Raw genomic sequence first — 19,236 nt, 5'->3', positions numbered from 1 at the left:
CATATGACGTCCGCGCCTCGGCATGGCTCGCATCAGCCCCCTACGCTGGGAGCGAGACCGGCCGGGGCCGGGGAGCGCGTGGGGACGCGCTCAGCGCCGGAAGGATCCCCGGATCGGGTGCTGCGCGGCGACGGCCGGAGGAGCGAGCCGGCTGCGCGCAGCCGCGGAAACAGCAGCCACGGCGACAGGGGGAGCGGCGATGACCGAGACATCGCGATCGAGGGACGGCGGCGCAGCGCCCTGGGCCGTCGCGCACGGCAGCCAGCGGGACGGGCCCGACAGGCAGCCCGACCGAGGCGCCGCGTCGAACAGGTCCTCGCACTGCGATGCCCTGTGGGATCCCGAGCTGGGGACCGCGCGCTGGCTCCCCGGCAGCGCGGACGGCGAGGCCCTGGAAGTCCACGTGCACCGTCCCAGCGAGGGGCCGGTGCGCGCAGCGATCGTCCTGGCTCCGCCCGTGGGCCGCGAGCAGGTCATCTCCTACCGGACCCTGCGGGTCCTGGCGATCCGAGCGGCGGCGAGGGCGGGAGCAGTCGTGCTGAGGCCGTCGTGGAGTGGGGTCGGTGAATCAACGGGTCGGCTGCCCGCAGATCCGGCTGGCGCTTGGCACGAGGATCTGCTGCGGCTGATCGCAGCGGCGCGCGAGGCAGCGCCGGGGGCGGCGGTCTCGGTCATCGGACTGCGCCTGGGCGCCGCGGTGGCGGCCGGGGCGCTGCAGCATCCTGAGGCCGCCGAGCGCACCGTCCTGTGGGAGCCGGTCGACGGCCGGCGCTTCGTGCGCGAGCACCGGGCGCTGCGACGGATGTCCGCGGGCCTTCCGTCGGCGGAGGGGATCGAACTGCCGGGGCTGAGCCTGAGCGCAGAGCAGGCCGCCTCCCTGGCCGCGCTGCGGCTGCCCTCCGACCAGGCGCTCCACGGCCGAGGCGACGTCAGCATCGTGCGCGCCACGGCGCAGGACAGGGCCGGGGCCGAGCGCATGTACGCCGTGGCCTCCCGGGATGCTCGGGTCCCTCTCGAGGTGCTGGACCGGGTCATCTCCCTGGCGGTGCCGAGCTCGGAGGAGCGCACGGCGCAGCGATCCTCCGCGGACGCCTCGGGTAGTGAGGGTCATCATGCGCAGACGGCGACGGCTCCCGTTCCGGAGCTGGCCTGGCCCAGGCACTGGGACAGCCCGCTCCGGGACGGCCTGCTCGCCGTGCGCAGCGAGTTCGTGACGATCGGACCCCATCGCCTGCCCGGCGTGCTGACGCGGCCTGTGCCGGGGCAGGCTCCCGAGGCTCAGGCCTCACGGCCGTCGTCCGGTGCAGCGTGGGGCCGGGATGGAGGGCCGTCGTCGGGGCAGGCAGCGGGGCTGCTGCTGATCGCCGCCGATGCCGAGCCCATGGACGGGCCCACCGGTCTGTGGGCGCGCACCGCCCGGGAGCTGGCCGGGCAGGGGCTGGTCGTGCTGCGCGCCGAGCGCCGCGGGATCGGCGAGGCCGGGGACCCGGCAGCCCTGGGCGAGCCGATGCCGTACACCGAGGAGGCGGTGGAGGACACCATGGAGGCCGTGCGCTGGCTCAGGGCGCGCGTGGACGGACCCGTGGCCGCCGCGGGACTGTGCTCCGGGGCGTGGATGGCGCTGAAGACCGCCCGGCAGCTCGACCTGGCGATCCTGCTCAACAGCGTCGCCTGGACCCCCGATGGCGATTACTACTGGCGCTTCTACCGCGACGGCGCCGTGCAGCGGCTGCTGGGCGGACGCGAGCGCCTCGGACGGGACCCGCACGCATGGCGCGCTCGTCTCAAGCAGCGGCTGAAGACCGCGCGGCGGGTGGTGCTCAGCACCATGCCGCTGTGGCAGCTGCGGATCGCAGCGCGCACCGGCCAGGTCCAGATGCTGGGGCAGATGCTGCGGGATCCGTCGGGGCTGCCCCCGGTGGACCTGCATCTGGGCGACGGCGACCGCGAGAGCTTCGAGATGGCCGGAGGTCAGCGGGAGGTGCGCGCCCTGCAGCGCCGCGGCGTGCACTTCCGTGCGATGTCCCTGGGCGATGCGGATCACGCGCTGCTGGCCGAGTCGAGCAGGCGGCGCGCCGTGGCCGCGCTGCGAAGCAGCCTGGGCTTGGCGCACCCGAGCGCCGGGACGGCCTCGGTGCAGGACCGCGCCTCGGCCGGCGGCTGAGGCCTGCGTCTCAGCCCGACGCTGCGGCGTCCGAGCCGACGAGTAGCCTGGAGGCCTCAGTCCCGCACGCACCTCGAGCCGCCCCTCGATCCGAGTGCAGGGCCATTCGTCGTGTCGCCCCAGACCGCGCCCTTCTCGATCCAGCCGTGCCCACCAGGAGTCCCGCAGCACATGTCCCTCACCGGCCTCGCCGACATCCTCGCCCAGGAGCCCTCGCTGGCCACAGTCCGCGCCCAGGCGGGCGTGCGCCCTGCGGAGCGCTCCGCCGAGACCGTGATCAGCGTGGCCGATGGCATGCGCCCGGTGCTGATCAGCCAGCTGCTGGCGGGTCTGCGCAGCGCCCCGGCCTCCGACGGGCAGCAGCCGGTGCTGCTCGTGGTCACCGCCACGGGCCGGGAGGCCGAGGAGCTCGAGCAGCAGCTGCCGGCCTGGGCCCCGCAGGCTCAGGTCGCCTCGCTTCCGGCCTGGGAGACGCTGCCGCACGAGCGGCTCTCGCCGCGCTCGGACACCGTGGGCCAGCGCCTGGACGTCATGCGCCGGCTGGCTCACCCGGAGCAGGGGGCGCTGGATGTCGTCGTGGCTCCGGTGCGCGCGGTGCTGCAGCCGGTCGTGGAGGGCATGGGGGACCTGCAGCCGGTGATCCTCGAGCGCGGGGCCGAGCAGTCCTTCGACGACACCGTCCGGGCCCTCGCCGCTGCCGCCTACTCCCGCACGGACATGGTCTCCCGCCGCGGCGAGTTCGCCGTGCGCGGAGGGATCCTCGACGTCTTCCCGCCCACCGCCGATCATCCGGTGCGCGTCGAGTTCTTCGGCGATGAGATCGAGGAGCTGCGCTGGTTCGCGGTGGCCGATCAGCGCACCCTGCGCAGCGGCGAGCACCCGCAGCGCATCGTGGCTCCGCCGTGCCGCGAGCTGCTGATCACCCCTGCGGTGCAGTCGCGCGCCGCCCGGCTGAAGGACCGCCTGCCCGGTGCGGAGGCCATCCTGGAGCGCATCGCCGGCGGCATCTACTCGGAGGGCATGGAGTCGCTGGCCCCGCTGCTGGCCGATCGCATGATGCCCGTGCTCTCGCTGCTGCCGGGCGGGTCGATCGTGGTGGTGCAGGAGCCGGAGAAGGTCCGTGCCCGCGCCGAGGACCTGGTGGCCACGAACGAGGAGTTCCTGGCCGCGGCCTGGGAGTCCGCCGCGGACACCGACCAGGCGCCGCTGGACGTGGCCCAGGCCCAGTCCCTGGAGGACGACGGGCGCACTCTGGCCTCCGGGTCCTTCCACACGCTGGCCCAGTCCCGGGAGACCGCTCTGGAGACCGGCCTGGGCTGGTGGTCCACGACCGCACTGACCGTGGGTGCGCAGCTCTCGGAGGTCGACGCCGACACCGACGAGGCGCTCGTGCGGCTGATGGACACCGACGCCGACACCCTGACCGTCTCGGGGCGGGCGCCGCGGCGCTTCGGCGGCGATGTGGAGGCGCTGCTGGAGCACCTGGGCTCGCTCGTGCGCGAGGGCTGGCGCGTGGTGGCCGTGACCGAGGGGCCGGGTCCGCTGCAGCGCCTGGCGGAGCTGATGGGCAGCGCGGAGATCCCCGCCGCTCGCCACGAGTCCCTGGAGGTCGAGCCCACCGCCGGCGTCGTCGAGCTGACCACAGCCGGGGTGTCCACGGGCTTCGTGCTCGACGACCAGCGCGTGGCGCTGCTCAGCGAGGCCGACGTCCTGGGGCGCTCGTCGTCCTACGCGGCCAAGACCAAGACGGCGCTGCCGCAGCGGCGCCGGCGCAACGCGGTGGATCCGCTGGCGCTGCAGCCCGGCGACTACGTGGTCCACGAGCAGCACGGCGTGGGTCAGTTCATCGAGCTGATCGCCCGACCGATCGCCGGTGCGGTGACCAAGCCCGGGCAGCCCAAGCCGCAGCGCGAGTACCTGGTGCTCGAGTACGCCCCGTCCAAGCGCAATGGGCCCAAGGACCGGCTGTTCGTGCCCACGGACCAGCTGGACCAGATCTCGACCTATCAGGGCGGGGAGGCTCCGGTGCTGTCCAAGATGGGCGGCTCGGACTGGAATGCCAAGAAGCGCGCGGCCAAGCGGGCGGTCAAGGACATCGCCGCCGAGCTGATCCGCCTGTACTCGGCGCGCATGGCCACGCGGGGCCACGCCTTCGGCCCGGACACCCCGTGGCAGCGCGAGCTCGAGGAGGCCTTCCCCTACATCGAGACCCCCGATCAGCTCACCACGATCGACGAGGTCAAGGCCGACATGGAGAAAGAGGTCCCCATGGACCGCCTGATCTCCGGCGACGTCGGCTACGGCAAGACCGAGGTCGCGGTGCGTGCGGCCTTCAAGGCCATCCAGGACGGCAAGCAGGTCGCGGTGCTCGTGCCGACCACGCTGCTGGGCCAGCAGCACGTCGAGACGTTCTCCCAGCGCTACTCGGGCTTCCCCGTGCGCGTGGCGGGCCTGTCCCGCTTCCAGACCGCCAAGGAGTCCAAGGAGATCCTGGCCGGTCTGCGCGACGGCTCCGTGGATCTCGTGGTGGGCACCCACCGCCTGCTGAGCAAGGAGGTCCAGTTCAAGGACCTCGGCCTGATCATCGTGGACGAGGAGCAGCGCTTCGGCGTGGAGCACAAGGAGAAGCTCAAGGCCATGCGCACGGACGTCGATGTGCTGTCCATGTCCGCGACCCCCATCCCGCGCACGCTCGAGATGTCGCTGACCGGCATCCGCGAGACCTCCACGCTGGCCACGCCCCCAGAGGAGCGCCACCCCGTGCTGACGTACGTGGGCGCCTACACGGACCGGCAGGTCACCGCCGCGATCCGCCGCGAGCTCATGCGCGAGGGCCAGGTCTTCTTCGTGCACAACCGGGTCTCGTCGATCACCCGCCGCGCCTCGGAGATCGCCCAGCTGGTCCCGGAGGCCCGCGTGGCGGTGGCGCACGGGCAGATGTCGGAGACCGAGCTCGAGCAGATCATCCTGGACTTCTACGAGAAGCGCTTCGACGTCCTGGTCTCGACCACGATCGTGGAGACCGGCCTGGACATCGCCAACGCCAACACCCTGATCGTCGACGGCGCGGACAAGTACGGGCTCTCGCAGCTGCACCAGCTGCGCGGGCGCGTGGGCCGCGGCCGCGAGCGGGCCTACGCCTACTTCCTCTACGACGTCGAGAAGCCGCTGACCGAGACCGCCCTGGAGCGGCTCAAGGCCGTGGCCGCGCACAACGAGCTCGGCGCCGGCCTGCAGCTGGCGCAGAAGGACCTCGAGATCCGCGGTGCCGGCAACCTGCTGGGCGGCGAGCAGTCCGGTCACATCCAGGGCGTGGGCTTCGACATGTACCTGCGCCTGGTCGGCGAGGCCGTCTCCGAGTTCCGCGGCGACGAGGACACCGCGCCCACGGAGATGAAGATCGAGCTGCCGGTCAACGCGCACCTGCCGCACGACTACGTCCCGGGGGAGCGCCTGCGCCTGGATGCCTACCGCACCCTGGCCCAGGCCTCCGACGTGGACGGCATCCGCGAGGTCGAGGCCGAGCTGCAGGACCGCTTCGGCGAGCTTCCGGAGCCGGCTCGGCTGCTGCTCGAGGTCGCCCGCCTGCGTGTGATGGCCCGCTCGGTGGGCCTGTCGGACATCGCTGTGCAGGGGCCGAGCATCCGCTTCGCCCCGGCCGATCTGCCCGAGTCCAAGCAGATGCGCCTGCAGCGCATGCACCCCGGATCCAAGATCGTGCCGGTTCCGGGGGCCGACGCCTCCGGTGCCCGTCAGGTCCTGATCCCCAAGCCCAAGACGGCGCGCGTCGGAGGCAAGGACCTCACCGATGCCGCCGTGATCGACTGGGCTCGCCAGGTGCTCGTGTCGATCTTCGAGGCGCAGGAGCCGCAGGCATCGTCGAGCGCAGCGCAGGCGCAGAGCGGTTCGCAGTGATCCCGACGTCGTCCCACGTCAGGGCGCCGATGTCCTCCGCTGTGCGGAAGCTCATCTACTTCGGCTATTTTAGGGGACATGTCCGCTTTTCTGCACGGATCGCTGCCTGATCGAGGACATCTCCGCCTATTCTGATGAAGGTCGAGCAGATGCGGGTTCACCATCCTGCCGCTGTCCTGTGCGGAAGGTGCTTGTGACCTTGGGGGCACCAGCACCTCCCGCTGAAGCGGCAGACCCGCAGCTGGAGCACCTGATCCTCGGGCAGCTCGGCGCGGCTGACGATCCGCGCGCGCGTCGCGCAGGCCCTTCGGCCCCTTGACGTCCAGATCCGAGGCCCTCATGTCGGTGTGCAGGGTGACCTGGGGGTGCTCCCAGAACTCGGGTCCGCCCAGGGAGAGGTCGCGGTACGGATCGTTGAAGAGGGTCTCGAGGGCCACGCGGTCGTACGAGGACCACGGCTCTTCGGCCAGGACGGTGACCCGGTCCTCCCCGAGCCCCCTCTGGATGAGCTTCTGCACGAGGCGGTGAGCGGCCGGTCCACCCCCGATCACCAGGATCTCGCGTCCGGTTCCGGGAGCTGGCGTGTGTGGCATGAGTGTGACGCTTCCTAACGTGTCCTGGCATTCACGTGCATTCACGTGCATTCGCGAGCGGAAATCACCGGCAACGGTTTGGGCAGTCCGCTCGACCTTTGCTGACATAGAAGCATCTCCGTAACGCCGAGGTCATGCGGTTGCCGCAGGATGCTTGGGTGCGGATGTACGAAGAACGCAGGACACGGTCCGGAAGACCCCACACAGAACGGAACCACCACCATGAGCACTGAGCCGGCTCCGGCGAGCACCCGGGGTTTTGAAGATGTGTGCGCTGTGAGCGACCTCGAGCCGGACTGGGGCGAGGTCGCGCTGATCGGCGAGCATCAGGTCGCCGTGTTCAGGATGCAGGACGACACCGTCTACGCCTGCGACCACGCCGACCCCCGTTCGGGGGCCCTCGTGATGGCCCGGGGCCTCGTGGGGGAGACCGTGGACGGCGTGCCCACCCTGGCCTCCCCGCTGTACAAAGAGGTCTACGACCTGCGAACCGGCGAATGCCGTACCGGCGCGGAGCTCTCCTTGCCCGTGCACAGGGTCTCGATCGACGACGGCCGCGTGCTGATCGAGCTGGGTTCGTGAGCGCCCCGCAGGATCCGGTCCTGCTGCTCTGCGCCCATGGATCCACGTCTCGGTCCGCGCAGATCGCGACGGAGGAGATCACAGCCTCCGTCGCGCAGGCGCTGCCCGGCATAGACGTCATTCTGACCTGGGTCGACGTCCAGGAGCCGGACGTCGTCGACCGGTGCGAGGAGTTCGCGGATCGTCCCGTGGTGATCGTGCCCCTGCTCTTGTCAGCCGGGTTCCACGTGCACCAGGACCTGGCCCGGGCCGTGGCGGGGCGGTCGCATCACGTGGTGACCGGGGCACTGGGGCCGGATCGGAGCCTGTCCGAGCTCATGGCCCGGCGGATCGCCCACACAGAGGCCCGTACCACCGCGGTGAGGCGCCCTGAGGCCGCCCCGGCACTGCATGAAGCCCTCGTGGCCTCTTCCGCGGAGACGGCAGCGCCCGCCATCGTGCTGGTGGCGGCGGGATCGTCCGACGATCGTGCGGTTCAGGACGTCCGCCGGCAGGCAGCCGACCTGGCCGAGCTCACGGGCCGTGACGTCCGCACCGGTTTCGTCTCGGCCGTGGAGCCCAGCGCCCATGATGCCGTCGCCGGCGCATTGAGAGACGGGGCCCGGGATGTCACCACGGTCTCCTTCCACGTGGCTCCCGGGGTGTTCCACGCCGATGCCGTCCGGGCCGCGCAGACGGCAGCCGAGGGACTGCCCGCCACGTCTGCCCGGGCGGGGGGCAGGGTCACCGAGCCACTGCTGGTGGATGGCACCGAGGTCCCGCCCGAGCTGGTGGACGTCGTGCTCAAACGGTGGGAAGAGGGCAAGGCCCTGCTCCCGTAGCACTGAGGGTCCGTTGTTGCCTCACCACCTGCGTCCCTCACCACCTGCGCCGGGGTACGTGAGCAAAGCGTCACCCCCCAGTGACGGCCCTGCGACATGCACGGCAACAGGGAGTTCCTAGGGTCGGGAATAACGGCATCCCAAGACTCCTCGCGGGTGCCTTCTCGATACTTGGAGGCTTCTGTGAGCACCGAACTCCAGCACTCCGGCGTACAGAACGCCGGGGCCCCTCAGGCTCTTCCCAAGCTCGCCCTGCGTGAGCGCCCTGGCCGATGGCTGGACGGCTACGATCCCGAGGACCGGCAGCAGTGGGAGGCCCAGGGACAGGCGATCGCACGGTCCAACCTGAGATGGTCGATCTTCGCCGAGTTCCTGGGATTCGCCGTGTGGCAGCTGTGGGCGATCACCGTGGTCTTCCTCCCGCGGGCGGGTTTCGAGTTCACCGACTCCCAGCTCTTCTGGCTGATCTCCATGCCGTCGCTCGTGGGCGCCACGCTGCGGGTCCCGTACACCTTCATGGTGGGGCGCTTCGGCGGGCGCAACTGGACCATCATCTCCGCATTGCTGCTGCTGATCCCCTCGATCGGCCTGGCACTGGCGGTGGCCAACCCGGCGACCCCCTTCTGGCTCATGCTGCTCGTGGCGGCCACGGCCGGTTTCGGAGGAGGCAACTTCGCCTCCTCGATGGCGAACATCACCTACTTCTATCCCGCCCGTGAGAAGGGCTACGCCCTGGGACTCAACGCGGCCGGGGGCAACCTGGGGGCCGGGATCGCCCAGCTCGTGGTCCCCCTGGTGATCACGATCGGTGGTGCGGCGGCCTTGAACCTGCCCCTGGCCGGCTGGTTCTGGGTCCCCTTCATCATCGTGGCGGCCTGGGGCGCCTGGAGGTTCATGCACAACATCTCCGACGCCAGAGGCGACGTGGCCGGTTCGCTGGCCGCGGTCAAGGAGCCGCATTTCTGGGTCATGTCCTTCCTCTACATCGGGACCTTCGGGTCGTTCATCGGCTACGCGGGGGTATTCCCCAAGCTGATCGCGGACACCTTCCCCGAGTTCTCGACCTTCTCCGTGGGCGCGGCGTCGTTGTCCCTGGCGTTCATGGGCCCGATCATCGGCTCGCTGGCCCGCCCGTACGGCGGCAAGCTCGCGGACCGCTTCGGCGGTGCGCAGATGACCGTGTACGCGTTCGCGGGCATGGCGCTGTTCGCCCTGGTGGTCGTGCTCACCCTGCCGTTGCAGAACTTCTGGCTGTTCCTGGTGCTGTTCCTGGCGCTGTTCATCTGCTCGGGTGTGGGCAACGGCTCGACCTACCGGATGATCCCGTCCATCTACCGCATCCGCGGCGCTCTGCGCGAGGCGAGGGGTGAGGACACCGCCGGGGGAGTCTCCACCGCACGGCGGGCCTCCGCGGCCCTCGGTCTCATCTCCGCCGTGGGAGCCTACGGGGGCTTCGCCATCCCCCAGGTGCTCTCCGCATCGAAGTCGGCGACGGGTGGCTACGAGATCGCGTTCTTCGGTTTCGTGGGCTTCTACATGGTGGCCCTGGTGCTCACCTGGGCGTTCTACCTGCGTCGCGGCACCGCGATGGCCGCGGAACATGTCTGAGGGGGTCTCCGCGACGGCCGAGGCCGTCGACACGCACTGTCCGTATTGCGCCCTGCAGTGCGCCATCACGCTCACGCGCACCGGCAGGGGAATCGAGCTGTCACCCCGCGATTTCCCGACCAACCGCGGCGGGCTGTGCCGCAAGGGCTGGACCGCCGCCGAGCTGCTGGACGCGCGGGACCGGCTGACGCATCCGCTGCGCAGGGTGGGCGTCGACGCGGACGGCGAGCCTCTCCTCGAACCCGTGGCCTGGGACGATGCCCTGGATCTCATGGCCTCCCGCTTCCGCGCGATCCAGCACCGGGAGGGCGAGGACTCGGCCGGGATCTTCGGCGGCGCCTCGCTGACGACGGAACGGGCCTACCAGCTGGGGAAGTTCGCCCGCATCGCTCTGCGGACCTCCCGGATCGACTACAACGGCCGGTTCTGCATGTCCTCGGCGGCCGGGGCCGCCAACGCGGTACTGGGCACGGACCGGGGCATGCCGTTCCCCCTCCAGGACCTCGACGCGGCGCACACCGTGCTCCTGTGCGGTTCGAACCCCGTCCAGACCATGCCGCCGTTCGTGCAGCACCTCGCCTCCGCCCGGGCCGCAGGCGGGCTGATCGTGGTCGATCCGCGACGATCGGCGACCGCGGCCCTGACCGACGACGGCGGCGGGATCCATCTCGCCCCGCGCCCGGGCACCGACCTGAGCCTGCTGCTCGGCATCACGCATGTGATCCTGAGCGATGGCGCTGCCGACGAGGGCTATCTGGCCGAGCGCACGTCCGGTACGGCCGCGGTCCGGGCGGCGGTAGCGGCCTGGTGGCCCGAACGTGTGGAGGCCGTCACGGGAGTGGCCGCGACCGACGTCGTCACCGCAGCCCGCCTGCTGAGCCGGCGACGCGAAGGGACGTATGTCCTGACCGGCCGCGGAGCGGAACAGCATGTGGACGGCGTGGACACCGTGATGGCGGCGATCAACCTGGCCCTGCTGCTGGGCCTGCCCGGCCGGGAGAACTCGGGCTGGGGCACCCTGACAGGACAGGGCAACGGCCAGGGCGCCCGTGAGCACGGGCAGAAGGCGGACCAGCTTCCGGGCTACCGCCTGATCACCGACCCCGCCGCCCGCGAGCACGTGGCCCGCGTCTGGGGCGTGGACCCTGAGATCATCCCGGGCCCCGGCATTCCGGCCGCCGAGCTGCTGACCACGCTCGGCGTGCCAGGAGGCTTGCAGGCGCTGTGGGTCAACGGCTCCAACGTGGTGGTCTCGGCTCCGGACGCGGCGGAGGTGGCCCGGGGACTGGACCGCCTGCAGTTCCTGGTCGTCTCCGACTTCTTCATGTCCGAGACCGCCCTGCATGCCGACCTGATCCTCCCCGTCCCGCAATGGGCCGAGGAGGAGGGGACGATGACCAACCTGGAGGGCCGGGTGCTTCGCCGCCGGAAGATCCAGGAGCCACCGGGACAGGCGCGCGACGAGCTGTGGATCATGGCGGAGCTCGCCCGCCGTCTCGACGCTCCGGGCACGTTCTCGACGAACGCCGCGGAGGTCTTCGAGGAACTCACCCGCGCCTCGGCGGGAGGCAAGGCCGACTACTCGGCACTGAGCCACGCCGGACTGGACGGGCTCGAAGGGCCCGCGGAGTCCAGCGCTCGGCAGTGGCCGGTCACCGCCGCCGCCCCGGAGGGGACACCGCGCATGTTCCTGGAGAGGTTCGGCCACGCGGACGGACTGGCCCATATGAAGGCCGTCAGACCGCGAACAGCAGCGCGACGCGCGGAGCTCGGACCCGCGCACGACCGCGGCTCGATCGCCGAACCACCGGTACCCCCCGACGCCGGAGGGCCGGATATCGAACTGATGCTCACCACGGGACGGCTCCTCGAGCACTATCAGTCCGGCACCCAGACCAGGCGCGTCCCCTCGCTGCAGGCCGCCGCTCCGGAGGCGCGGGCGCACCTGCATCCCACCGTGGCCGCGCGCCTCGGCGTGAGCGACGGTGACCGCCTGGCCCTGGCCTCCGCGGTCGGCAAGGCCGCTGCCGCTGTGGCCGTGGACGCCGATATCGCACCGCACACGGTGTTCCTCCCGTTCCACTTCGCCGGTGAGCAGACCGTGAACCGGCTCATCTCAGCCGTGGTGGACCCGGTCTCGGGCATGCCCGAGTTCAAGGCCGTGCGAGTCCGTGTCGCACGGGCAGCACCTGCGCCGCCCGGTGCCCCCGGACCGGCCGGAGCGCCCCGCATCGACGATCCTCAGGAGAGCCTCACGTGACCGATCGCACGGACGTATCAGGACCAGGCGCCACCGTCTCGTCGGCCGGTCTTCCGCCGGGTGGAAGCAGGCGCCAAGACCCGCGAGAGGCCGGGGCCGGGCTGGAGCCGGCTCACGGGCAGGACTCCGTCGCCTTCCGCGCTCGCAGGGTGCGGGCACGGGTCCCGTTCGACGTCGGCGAGCACGTCGTGGTGGTGGGCTGCGGTCCTGTGGCCGCCCGTTTCGTCGACGATGTCCTGCCCCTGGTCGAACGCGGCCTGCTTCGCGTCACCGTCCTGGGGGCCGAACCCCACATGGCCTACAACCGCATCCTGGTGGGCGAATACGCCGTGGGGCGGGTCTCCCGCGAGTCGCTGACGGTCGCCGACCTGGAGACGTGGCGCGCCGCGGGGGTCGACGTCCGCCTCGGCGCCGAGGTGCTGAGGATGGACCGCACGCGCAGGCGGATCACGGTTCGCGTGGCTGCCGCAGGCCCGGGGGAGGCCGCCGGGGAGAACGCCCAGGAGAACGACCAGGAGAACGACGGGGCGAGCGAGAGCAGCAGCGACGCCTCCGCCGGGATCTCCGGGCTCTCTTGGGACCGGGTGGTGCTGGCGACCGGCGCCCGGGCGGTCCGGCCCAATCTGCGCGGACTGGATCCCTCACCGGATGGGGCCGTTCTCCCGGCAGGAGTGACTGCCCTGCGGGACCTCGACGACGCGCGGCACATGCGAGCTGTTGTGGCCGAACGCGGGCACACGGTCGTCCTGGGCGGAGGAGTCCTGGGGGTGGAAGCGGCCCTGGCCGCGGCCGAGACGGCCGGTACGGCCACTTTGGTGCACACCGGCGATCATCCGCTCGGGCGGGTGCTGTCCCCGGGCACGGCGCGGCTGCTGGCAGAGCGGCTACGGCAGGCGGGTGTCCGGTGCCGTTCGGCCCGTGCCGTCGCAGTGGCCACCGACCCTGGCGGCGGCTTCACGGCGCTGGAGCTCGCCGACGGGGGATCGATACCGGGGGATCTGCTGGTGCTGTCCTGCGGGGTCCAGGCGCGAGCCGGTCTGGCCGAGGGCGCCGGCCTGCGCGTCCTCCAGGGGATCGTGGTGGACCACGAGCTCCAGGCGGACGTGGAGGGCCGGGTCTTCGCGATCGGGGACTGCGCCGAGGTCCTGTGCCGGGATCCGGGATGCGAGCCCTGCCTGCAGCGCAGGGCGGGTGAACTCCGGAGCGCACCGGCGGGCATGATCGCGCCGGGCTGGCGGCAGGCCGAGTACCTCGCGGCCCGGATCGCAGCCGAGGTGAGGGCCCTCGCCGACCCCCGCCTCATGACCGGCCCCGTCGAGCCGATGCCGGCCCACGAACCGTCCGTGTTGCGGCTCAAGGCCAAGGACATCGACCTGGTAGTCCTCGATTCCGGTCTGCCCGTCGCCGGCGATCCCGCCAGGCGGATCCGGTTCACCGACGATGCGCTCTGCCAGGACCTTCATGCGGAGTTCGCGGACGACGGCCGTCTACGACGCGCCGTGGCACTGGCACGGCCCCGCGCGATGGCTCAGCTGACCGCGGCGGTCGAGGCCGGGGAGCCGCTCCGGGGCGACCTCACCTGGCTCCTCTCGCTGGACTCGCAGTGGGCCGCTCCCGAACCGGCCGCCGCTGGTCCCGCGGACGTGGTCTGCCGTTGCGCCGGGGTCACGCGAGGCGTGCTCGAGGAGGCCATCGACGGCGGTGCCCGGACGGCGGAGGCCATCACGGCGGCCACCCGCGCCTGCACCGGGTGCGGAACCTGCCACCCCGAGATCCAGGCGCTGCTGGCTCAGCGCGACGCCTCCATGACGACCTGACCCTTCCCGGCGCCGATGCCGGCATCCGTCCCCCCATCGTTCGGCACGTCCATCGCACGCGACCGATGGGAGGAGGTGATGTCCAGGCAGTAGCCCCGCTTGACCACGGTGCGGACCAGGGGCGCCGGCAGCTTGCGCCTCAGCCTGGAGACCGTCATCTCCAGTGCGTGCGCCCCTTCGAGTCCGGGCACGGCCTTGATCAGCTCAGGACGGGAGATCACGGCGCCGTTCGCCGTGGCCAGGGCGCGCATCACGGCGACCTGCTGAGGGGTGAGCCAGACCTCGTCATCCTCGACCGTCAAACGTGATCCCCGCAGCTCCAGGTGACCGTGCCGGGTCTCGACGTGCAGACGCTCGTCCTCTGCCCGTTCGCACAGCAGCCGTACGATCTCGGCCATCCTGGGGCGGTCGGGCATCACGGGCTCGACCCCGGCGTCCTGCAGCGGCCTGGCGCATACTTCGCCGACGACCGCCGGCACCACCGAGCCGTCCTTGAACGCCCGCAGGAGCTCGTCGTAGAGCCCCGCATTGCGAGCCACCGCGAAGACGGAGTCCACTGCCGGGGCGGCGATGAAGACGATGGCGTTCAGCCTGCGGGCGCACGCCTCCTGGACCAGTGACTGGACGGCAGGCCGTCCCGCGTGCTGCAGGCGGTAGGGCACCAGTGTCTGGACATCGCGGCCGGCCAAGAAGAGGCGCTGGACCGCCGCATCGTCATGGACGCCGGGGAGCTGGACGGCGACCCGGCGAGCCGTGCCGTCGATGATCAGGTCCACGCCCTCGTTGACGTGGGTCACCACCGTCATCGATTCCGGTTCGAGGTCCAGCGCCGCCACCTGCCCGGCCGCCTTCGACCCGCGCACCACCATCTCCAGTCCCGCGATCACTTCGCGCAGGTGGCCGCCGAGTCCCGTCGCATCGGCCGTCTCCAGCCAGCGCCGCAGGCCGTAGCCGGTGGACACGAGCAGGGCATCCGGCCTGCGCTCGAGCAGGGCCTTGGTCGCGTTGATGACCGGGATGTCGTGCTCGGCTGGCACCACGGACAGCGCGGGTACATGCAGGACCTGAGCCCCGTGCCGCTCCAGGGCCGAGCACAGGTCGCCGCCACGCCGGGAGGCGGTCACGCCGATGCGCTGTCCCCGCAGTTCGTGGAGATGGCCATCGGCGAGCGCAGATGCCTGGTCGCTGCCCGGATCGTCGTCCTGACTCCTCGCCATCCCTCAGACCTTCGCCGGAGGCCCGACCGGAAGCGATGTGCCGGCCACCATGACCGGATCCGGGACGCCGAGCCCCGCCTCGATCTCCTCGGGGGTGGCGGGGCGGTGCTGGTCGCGTTCGGCCACCCACCGGATGGAGTCGTCGGTCTCGACGTCGTTGACGAAGGTCCGGAACCGGGCCAGGCGCTCGGGGTCCTTGAGGGTCGCGGCCCATTCGTCCTCGTAGCTGCCGATGTGCCGGGCCATGGCCTCCTCGAGGTCGGCCGCGATGCCCAGGGAGTCCTTCACGACGACGTTCTTGACATGCTCGATCTTCCCGTCCAGCTCCTCCTGCCAGCGCGCGGTGCGCTGGAGCCGGTCGGCCGTGCGGATGTAGTACATGAGGTAGCGGTCGATGTAGGAGATCAACGTCTCGTCGTCGAGGCCCTGGGCCAGCAGCTCGCCGTGCGCCGGCGTGGCTCCGCCGTTGCCTCCGACGTACAGGTTCCAGCCGTCGGAGGTGGCGATCACGCCGACGTCTTTGGCGCGGGCCTCAGCGCACTCGCGGGCGCACCCCGAGACGCCCATCTTGAACTTGTGCGGGGAACGCAGGCCGCGGTAGCGCAGTTCCAGCTGGATGCCCATGCCCACCGAGTCCAGCACGCCGTACCGGCACCATGTCGAGCCCAGGCAGGACTTCACGTTGCGCAGCGCCTTGCCGTAGGCCTGGCCGGACTCGAACCCGGCCTCGACCAGCTCCTTCCAGATCTCCGGCAGCTGCTCCAGGCGGGCGCCGAGCATCGTGATGCGTAGCGCCCCCGTGAGCTTGGTGTAGAGCCCGTGCTTCTTGGCCACCTCACCGATCACGATCAGCTTCTCCGGGGTGATCTCACCACCCGGCATGCGAGGGACCACCGAATAGGTGCCGTTGCGCTGCATGTTCGCCAGGGCACGATCGTTGGTGTCCTGGAGGCCGCCGCGGCCGGGGTCCAGGACGTATTCGTCGCGCTGGGAGGCCAGGATGGAGGCGACGGCTGGTTTGCAGATGTCACAGCCCAGCCCCGTGCCGAAACGTTCCAGGATCGTGTCCCAGGAGGTGAGCTCCAGTGCCCGGACGGCTTCGAAGAGCTCCGCGCGCGATAGCTCGAAGTGCTCGCACAGTGCGTTCGAGACCTCGACGCCGGCTTTGGCCAGTTCCCGGTCCAGGGTCTTCTTGAGCATCGGGATGCAGGATCCGCACTGGGTCCCCGCACGGGTGCAGGTCTTGAGCTCGGAGATCTCATGCACGTTGCAGGAGACGGCCTCCCTGACGTCCCCGAAGCTGACGCCGTTGCAAGAGCACAGTTCGGCGTCGTCGGGGAGCTCGGAGTCCGGAGCCTCCCCGCCGGCTGCGGAGAGGTAGAGGCCGGGTTCCCCCGGGAGCTCGCGGTCCAGCAGCGGCCGCAAGGACTGATAGGGGGTGGCGTCTCCCACGAAGACACCACCGAGCAGGGTCTTGGCGTCCGCGGTGGTCACGATCTTCTGGTACAGGCCGCGGGCGGGATCGGCGTAGACGATCTCCAGGCAGCCCTCGGCCTCACCGTACGCGTCCCCGAACGAAGCCACGTCCACCCCGGAGAGCTTGAGCTTGGTGGCGGTGTCGAAGCCGTCGAAGCTCGATGCTCCGCCCGCCAGGCGGTCCGCCACGATCTCCGCCATCGCATTGGCCGGGGCGACCAGACCGACGCACTGGCTGTCGAAGTTGGCGACCTCGCCGATGGCCCAGACGTGCTCGGCGGAGGTGCGGCAGGCGTCGTCGATGACGATGCCTCCGCGGGCAGCGGTGGTGATCCCGCAGTTGACGGCCAGCCGGTCCCGTGCGCGGATGCCGGTGGACACCACCACCATGTCGGCGGGGAGATCCGGGGAGTCGCCGAATTCGACGGCGCAGACCTCGTTGCTCTTCTTGTCCAGCTTGATCCCGGAAGGACGCTGCCCCATGTGCAGGCGGATACCGCGTTGCGAGATCAAGGCGTTCAGGGCGCGCCCGGCACCCTGATCGAGCTGGGCGTTCATGAGCCACTGGCGCGAGTGCACCACCGTGGACTCCGCACCCAGCTCTTGCAGTCCTCCAGCGGCTTCCAGACCCAGCAGGCCGCCGCCGACCACCGCCGCCAGGGGAGTGCGGCCCAGTTTCTCGCGCAGACGGGTGACCTCGGCACGAATCGCGGCGACGTCCTCCAGCGTCCTGTAGACGAAGGCCCTCTGCGCCCCGGGGATGCTCAGCCGGGCGGCATCCGACCCGGTGGCCAGGACGAGCTCGTCCCATGAGAACGTCTCCCCGGCCTCCGTGAGCAGCGTCCGCCCGTCCGGGTCGATCTCACGCACCTTGCACCCGGTGCGCAGCGTGACGCGCGGATCGTCCCAGACCGATGCGCCCAGGGTCAGGTCCACCTCCGCGGAGAGGGCCTTGGACAGCTGCACCCTGTCGTAGGGGACATGGGGCTCGTCGGCGAAGACCTCGACCACCGCATGGTGGTCGTCGCCGGAGAGGACGGCCTCGACGAAGCGATGGGCCGCCGGACCACCGCCGACGACGGCTATGCGCTGGGGATGGCTGGGCGAAAAAGGCGAACGGGACACGGGAACTACCTCCTGGCACCACGGGGTCGGCCGGGCGTTCCCAGACTAGGAATCAGCGATTGCTCGCGGCTTTCCCCTCTGTTGCGTATCTGTTGCAAGGTGCTACCCGGTGCGCCGGCCGATGTGAGGTGATCGTCCCCGTCCCGAAATCCGGGAGTCGAGCATCGGCAATACGCAGCGCCCACAGTGTTGCGAGCAGTGACCACGCAGACTGATCCCGGGAGGATGCCATGACCGCAGCCGAGGCGGAGCTCGATTCAGGCGCCGACGTCGGGGAGGAACGGGACGGGAGCCCTGAACCGTCCTCCGGCCGGACGGGTGACCTGCCGGTGACCGGCCGCTCCGTGGAGGTGTGCTCCCTCGAGGACCTGGAACCCGTGACGGCGGCGGCCGCGCGGGTGGACGGCGTCCAGATCGCACTGGTCCGGCTCCCCGGCGACGTCGTCTACGCCGTCGACCACCGGGATCCGCGGACCGGGTCGTGCACCATCGCCCGAGGGATCGTGGGCTCCAAGGGCGGGGAGCCCACGATCGCCGCGCCCTTGTACAAAGAGGTCTACTCCCTGGTGACCGGCCGCTGTCTGTCCAGCCCGCAGTACCGCCTGGTCACCCACGTCGTCGATGTCCGTGACGGGCGGGTGTTCGTCATGGTGCGGCAGCCGGCGCCTTCCGGGGAACCCGACCCCGGCCCGACGGCCGGCTTCGGCCTCTAGGGCCCGCGGTCCTTACCGCATCCTCCGGATGATCTCCGCGAGGAGTCTGGCGATGCGCGGGCCGGCGGCCTGGCCGGCCTCCAGCACCTCCTCGTGCGAGAGCGGGGTCTCCTGGATGCCCGCGGCGAGATTGGTCACCAGGGAGATGCCGAGGACCTCCATGCCGGCCTGACGGGCCGCGATGGCCTCCAGCGCGGTGGACATGCCGACCAGGTCGGCGCCGAGCACACCCGCCATACGGACCTCCGCGGGCGTCTCGTAGTGAGGGCCCGTGAACTGCGCGTAGACGCCTTCGTCCAGGGACGGGTCGACGGAGCGGGCCAGCTCCCGCAGCCGGTGGGAGTACAGGTCGGTCAGGTCCACGAACGTGGCGCCCTCAAGGGGCGAGGTGGCCGTGAGGTTGATGTGGTCGGAGATCAGCACCGGGGTGCCTGCCGCCCAGCCGGGGTTCAGCCCGCCGCACCCGTTGGTCAGCACCATGGTCCTGGCCCCCGCGGCGGCAGCCGTGCGGACGCCGTGGACCACCGCGCGGACTCCGCGGCCCTCGTAGAAGTGCGTCCTGGCACCGATGACCAGAGCATGGCGAGGGGCGCCGTCCTCGTCGGAGTCGGCCAGTTTGATCGAGCGCAGGGTCCCCACGTGCCCCTCGAGCGCCGGCTTGGAGAAGCCGGGGATCTCGCTGGCCGGGATCTCGGCCACCGTCTCGCCCAGGAGGTCGGCGGCACCGCCCCACCCGGAGCCGAGCGTCAGGGCGATGTCGTGGACCTGGAGCCCCGTCCGCTCTCGCAGCGCCTGCGCGGCCTCCTGCGCCACGACGAAGGGATCTGCGGAATCGATAGCTGCCACCACGGCTGAGGCCTCCTGGTTCGGACCACGCCGGCACGGGATCCGCGCGGCGGGAGTACACGGATCGTCGCCGGTCGCGGAAGGACCGGCGACGACGAC

Annotated in this window: 11 protein-coding genes; 8 read left to right on the top strand and 3 right to left on the bottom strand. The window is 71.1% G+C overall.

The genetic code is table 11. The annotated features are described in order from the left end of the window. Positions 1-199 precede the first annotated feature (199 nt). The 7 genes from RF645_RS10505 (at position 200) to RF645_RS10475 (ending at position 13,760) form a co-directional block, all read left to right on the top strand. A complete protein-coding gene (locus tag RF645_RS10505) occupies positions 200-2,164 on the top strand; it encodes a hypothetical protein (protein WP_368819062.1) in 1,965 nt (654 codons plus the stop codon). A gap of 171 nt (positions 2,165-2,335) precedes the next feature. Further along, positions 2,336-6,079 (top strand): transcription-repair coupling factor, encoded by a 3,744-nt coding sequence (mfd, locus tag RF645_RS10500; protein ID WP_368819061.1) that lies wholly within the window; start codon positions 2,336-2,338, stop codon positions 6,077-6,079. 815 nt (positions 6,080-6,894) lie between these two features. After that, positions 6,895-7,254 (top strand): nitrite reductase small subunit NirD, encoded by a 360-nt coding sequence (nirD, locus tag RF645_RS10495; RefSeq protein WP_158034175.1) that lies wholly within the window; start codon positions 6,895-6,897, stop codon positions 7,252-7,254. After that, a complete protein-coding gene (locus tag RF645_RS10490) occupies positions 7,251-8,075 on the top strand; it encodes a sirohydrochlorin chelatase (protein ID WP_368819060.1) in 825 nt (274 codons plus the stop codon). The genes nirD (RF645_RS10495) and RF645_RS10490 overlap by 4 nt, the downstream gene beginning before the upstream one ends. A 252-nt stretch (positions 8,076-8,327) precedes the next feature. After that, on the top strand, positions 8,328-9,683 hold the full coding sequence (locus RF645_RS10485; RefSeq protein ID WP_246180162.1) for an MFS transporter: 1,356 nt from the start codon (positions 8,328-8,330) through the stop codon (positions 9,681-9,683). Next, a complete protein-coding gene (locus tag RF645_RS10480) occupies positions 9,676-11,943 on the top strand; it encodes a molybdopterin oxidoreductase family protein (protein WP_368819059.1) in 2,268 nt (755 codons plus the stop codon). The genes RF645_RS10485 and RF645_RS10480 overlap by 8 nt, the downstream gene beginning before the upstream one ends. Beyond that, a complete protein-coding gene (locus tag RF645_RS10475; RefSeq protein ID WP_158034178.1) occupies positions 11,940-13,760 on the top strand; it encodes an FAD-dependent oxidoreductase in 1,821 nt (606 codons plus the stop codon). The genes RF645_RS10480 and RF645_RS10475 overlap by 4 nt, the downstream gene beginning before the upstream one ends. Here the strand turns inward: RF645_RS10475 and RF645_RS10470 are convergent. Both RF645_RS10470 and nirB read right to left on the bottom strand, forming a co-directional pair. After that, complete coding sequence (locus RF645_RS10470) at positions 13,733-14,977, bottom strand: uroporphyrinogen-III synthase (protein ID WP_368819058.1); 1,245 nt, start codon at positions 14,975-14,977, stop codon at positions 13,733-13,735. The two genes, RF645_RS10475 and RF645_RS10470, sit on opposite strands and share 28 nt — an antisense overlap. 3 nt (positions 14,978-14,980) lie before the next feature. Beyond that, a complete protein-coding gene (gene nirB, locus RF645_RS10465) occupies positions 14,981-17,578 on the bottom strand; it encodes a nitrite reductase large subunit NirB (RefSeq protein ID WP_368819057.1) in 2,598 nt (865 codons plus the stop codon). Positions 17,579-17,808: 230 nt separating this feature from the next. Between nirB and nirD (RF645_RS10460) the strand changes: the two genes are divergently transcribed. Further along, positions 17,809-18,291 (top strand): nitrite reductase small subunit NirD, encoded by a 483-nt coding sequence (nirD, locus tag RF645_RS10460; protein WP_368819056.1) that lies wholly within the window; start codon positions 17,809-17,811, stop codon positions 18,289-18,291. Between the two features lie 12 nt (positions 18,292-18,303). On the opposite strand, the gene RF645_RS10455 is transcribed toward nirD (RF645_RS10460), so the two are convergent. After that, the gene (locus tag RF645_RS10455) at positions 18,304-19,140 is read right to left on the bottom strand and encodes a purine-nucleoside phosphorylase (protein WP_368819055.1); all 837 of its coding nucleotides are present in this window, start codon (positions 19,138-19,140) and stop codon (positions 18,304-18,306) included. Positions 19,141-19,236: the final 96 nt, after the last annotated feature.

Source organism: Kocuria sp. CPCC 205260, from assembly GCF_040981045.1.
GTDB lineage: Bacteria > Actinomycetota > Actinomycetes > Actinomycetales > Micrococcaceae > Kocuria > Kocuria palustris.
Note: the sequence above shows the minus strand (reverse complement) of the source record. Positions and strands in the feature narration are given on the sequence as shown.

What these genes read in the sequence shown, in the direction of transcription:
- RF645_RS10505 (WP_368819062.1), top strand. Translation starts at nt 200, where the DNA reads ATGACCGAGACATCGCGATCGAGGGACGGCGGCGCAGCGCCCTGGGCC.
- mfd (WP_368819061.1), top strand. Translation starts at nt 2,336, where the DNA reads ATGTCCCTCACCGGCCTCGCCGACATCCTCGCCCAGGAGCCCTCGCTG.
- nirD (WP_158034175.1), top strand. Translation starts at nt 6,895, where the DNA reads ATGAGCACTGAGCCGGCTCCGGCGAGCACCCGGGGTTTTGAAGATGTG.
- RF645_RS10480 (WP_368819059.1), top strand. Translation starts at nt 9,676, where the DNA reads ATGTCTGAGGGGGTCTCCGCGACGGCCGAGGCCGTCGACACGCACTGT.
- RF645_RS10470 (WP_368819058.1), bottom strand. Translation starts at nt 14,977, where the DNA reads ATGGCGAGGAGTCAGGACGACGATCCGGGCAGCGACCAGGCATCTGCG.
- nirD (WP_368819056.1), top strand. Translation starts at nt 17,809, where the DNA reads ATGACCGCAGCCGAGGCGGAGCTCGATTCAGGCGCCGACGTCGGGGAG.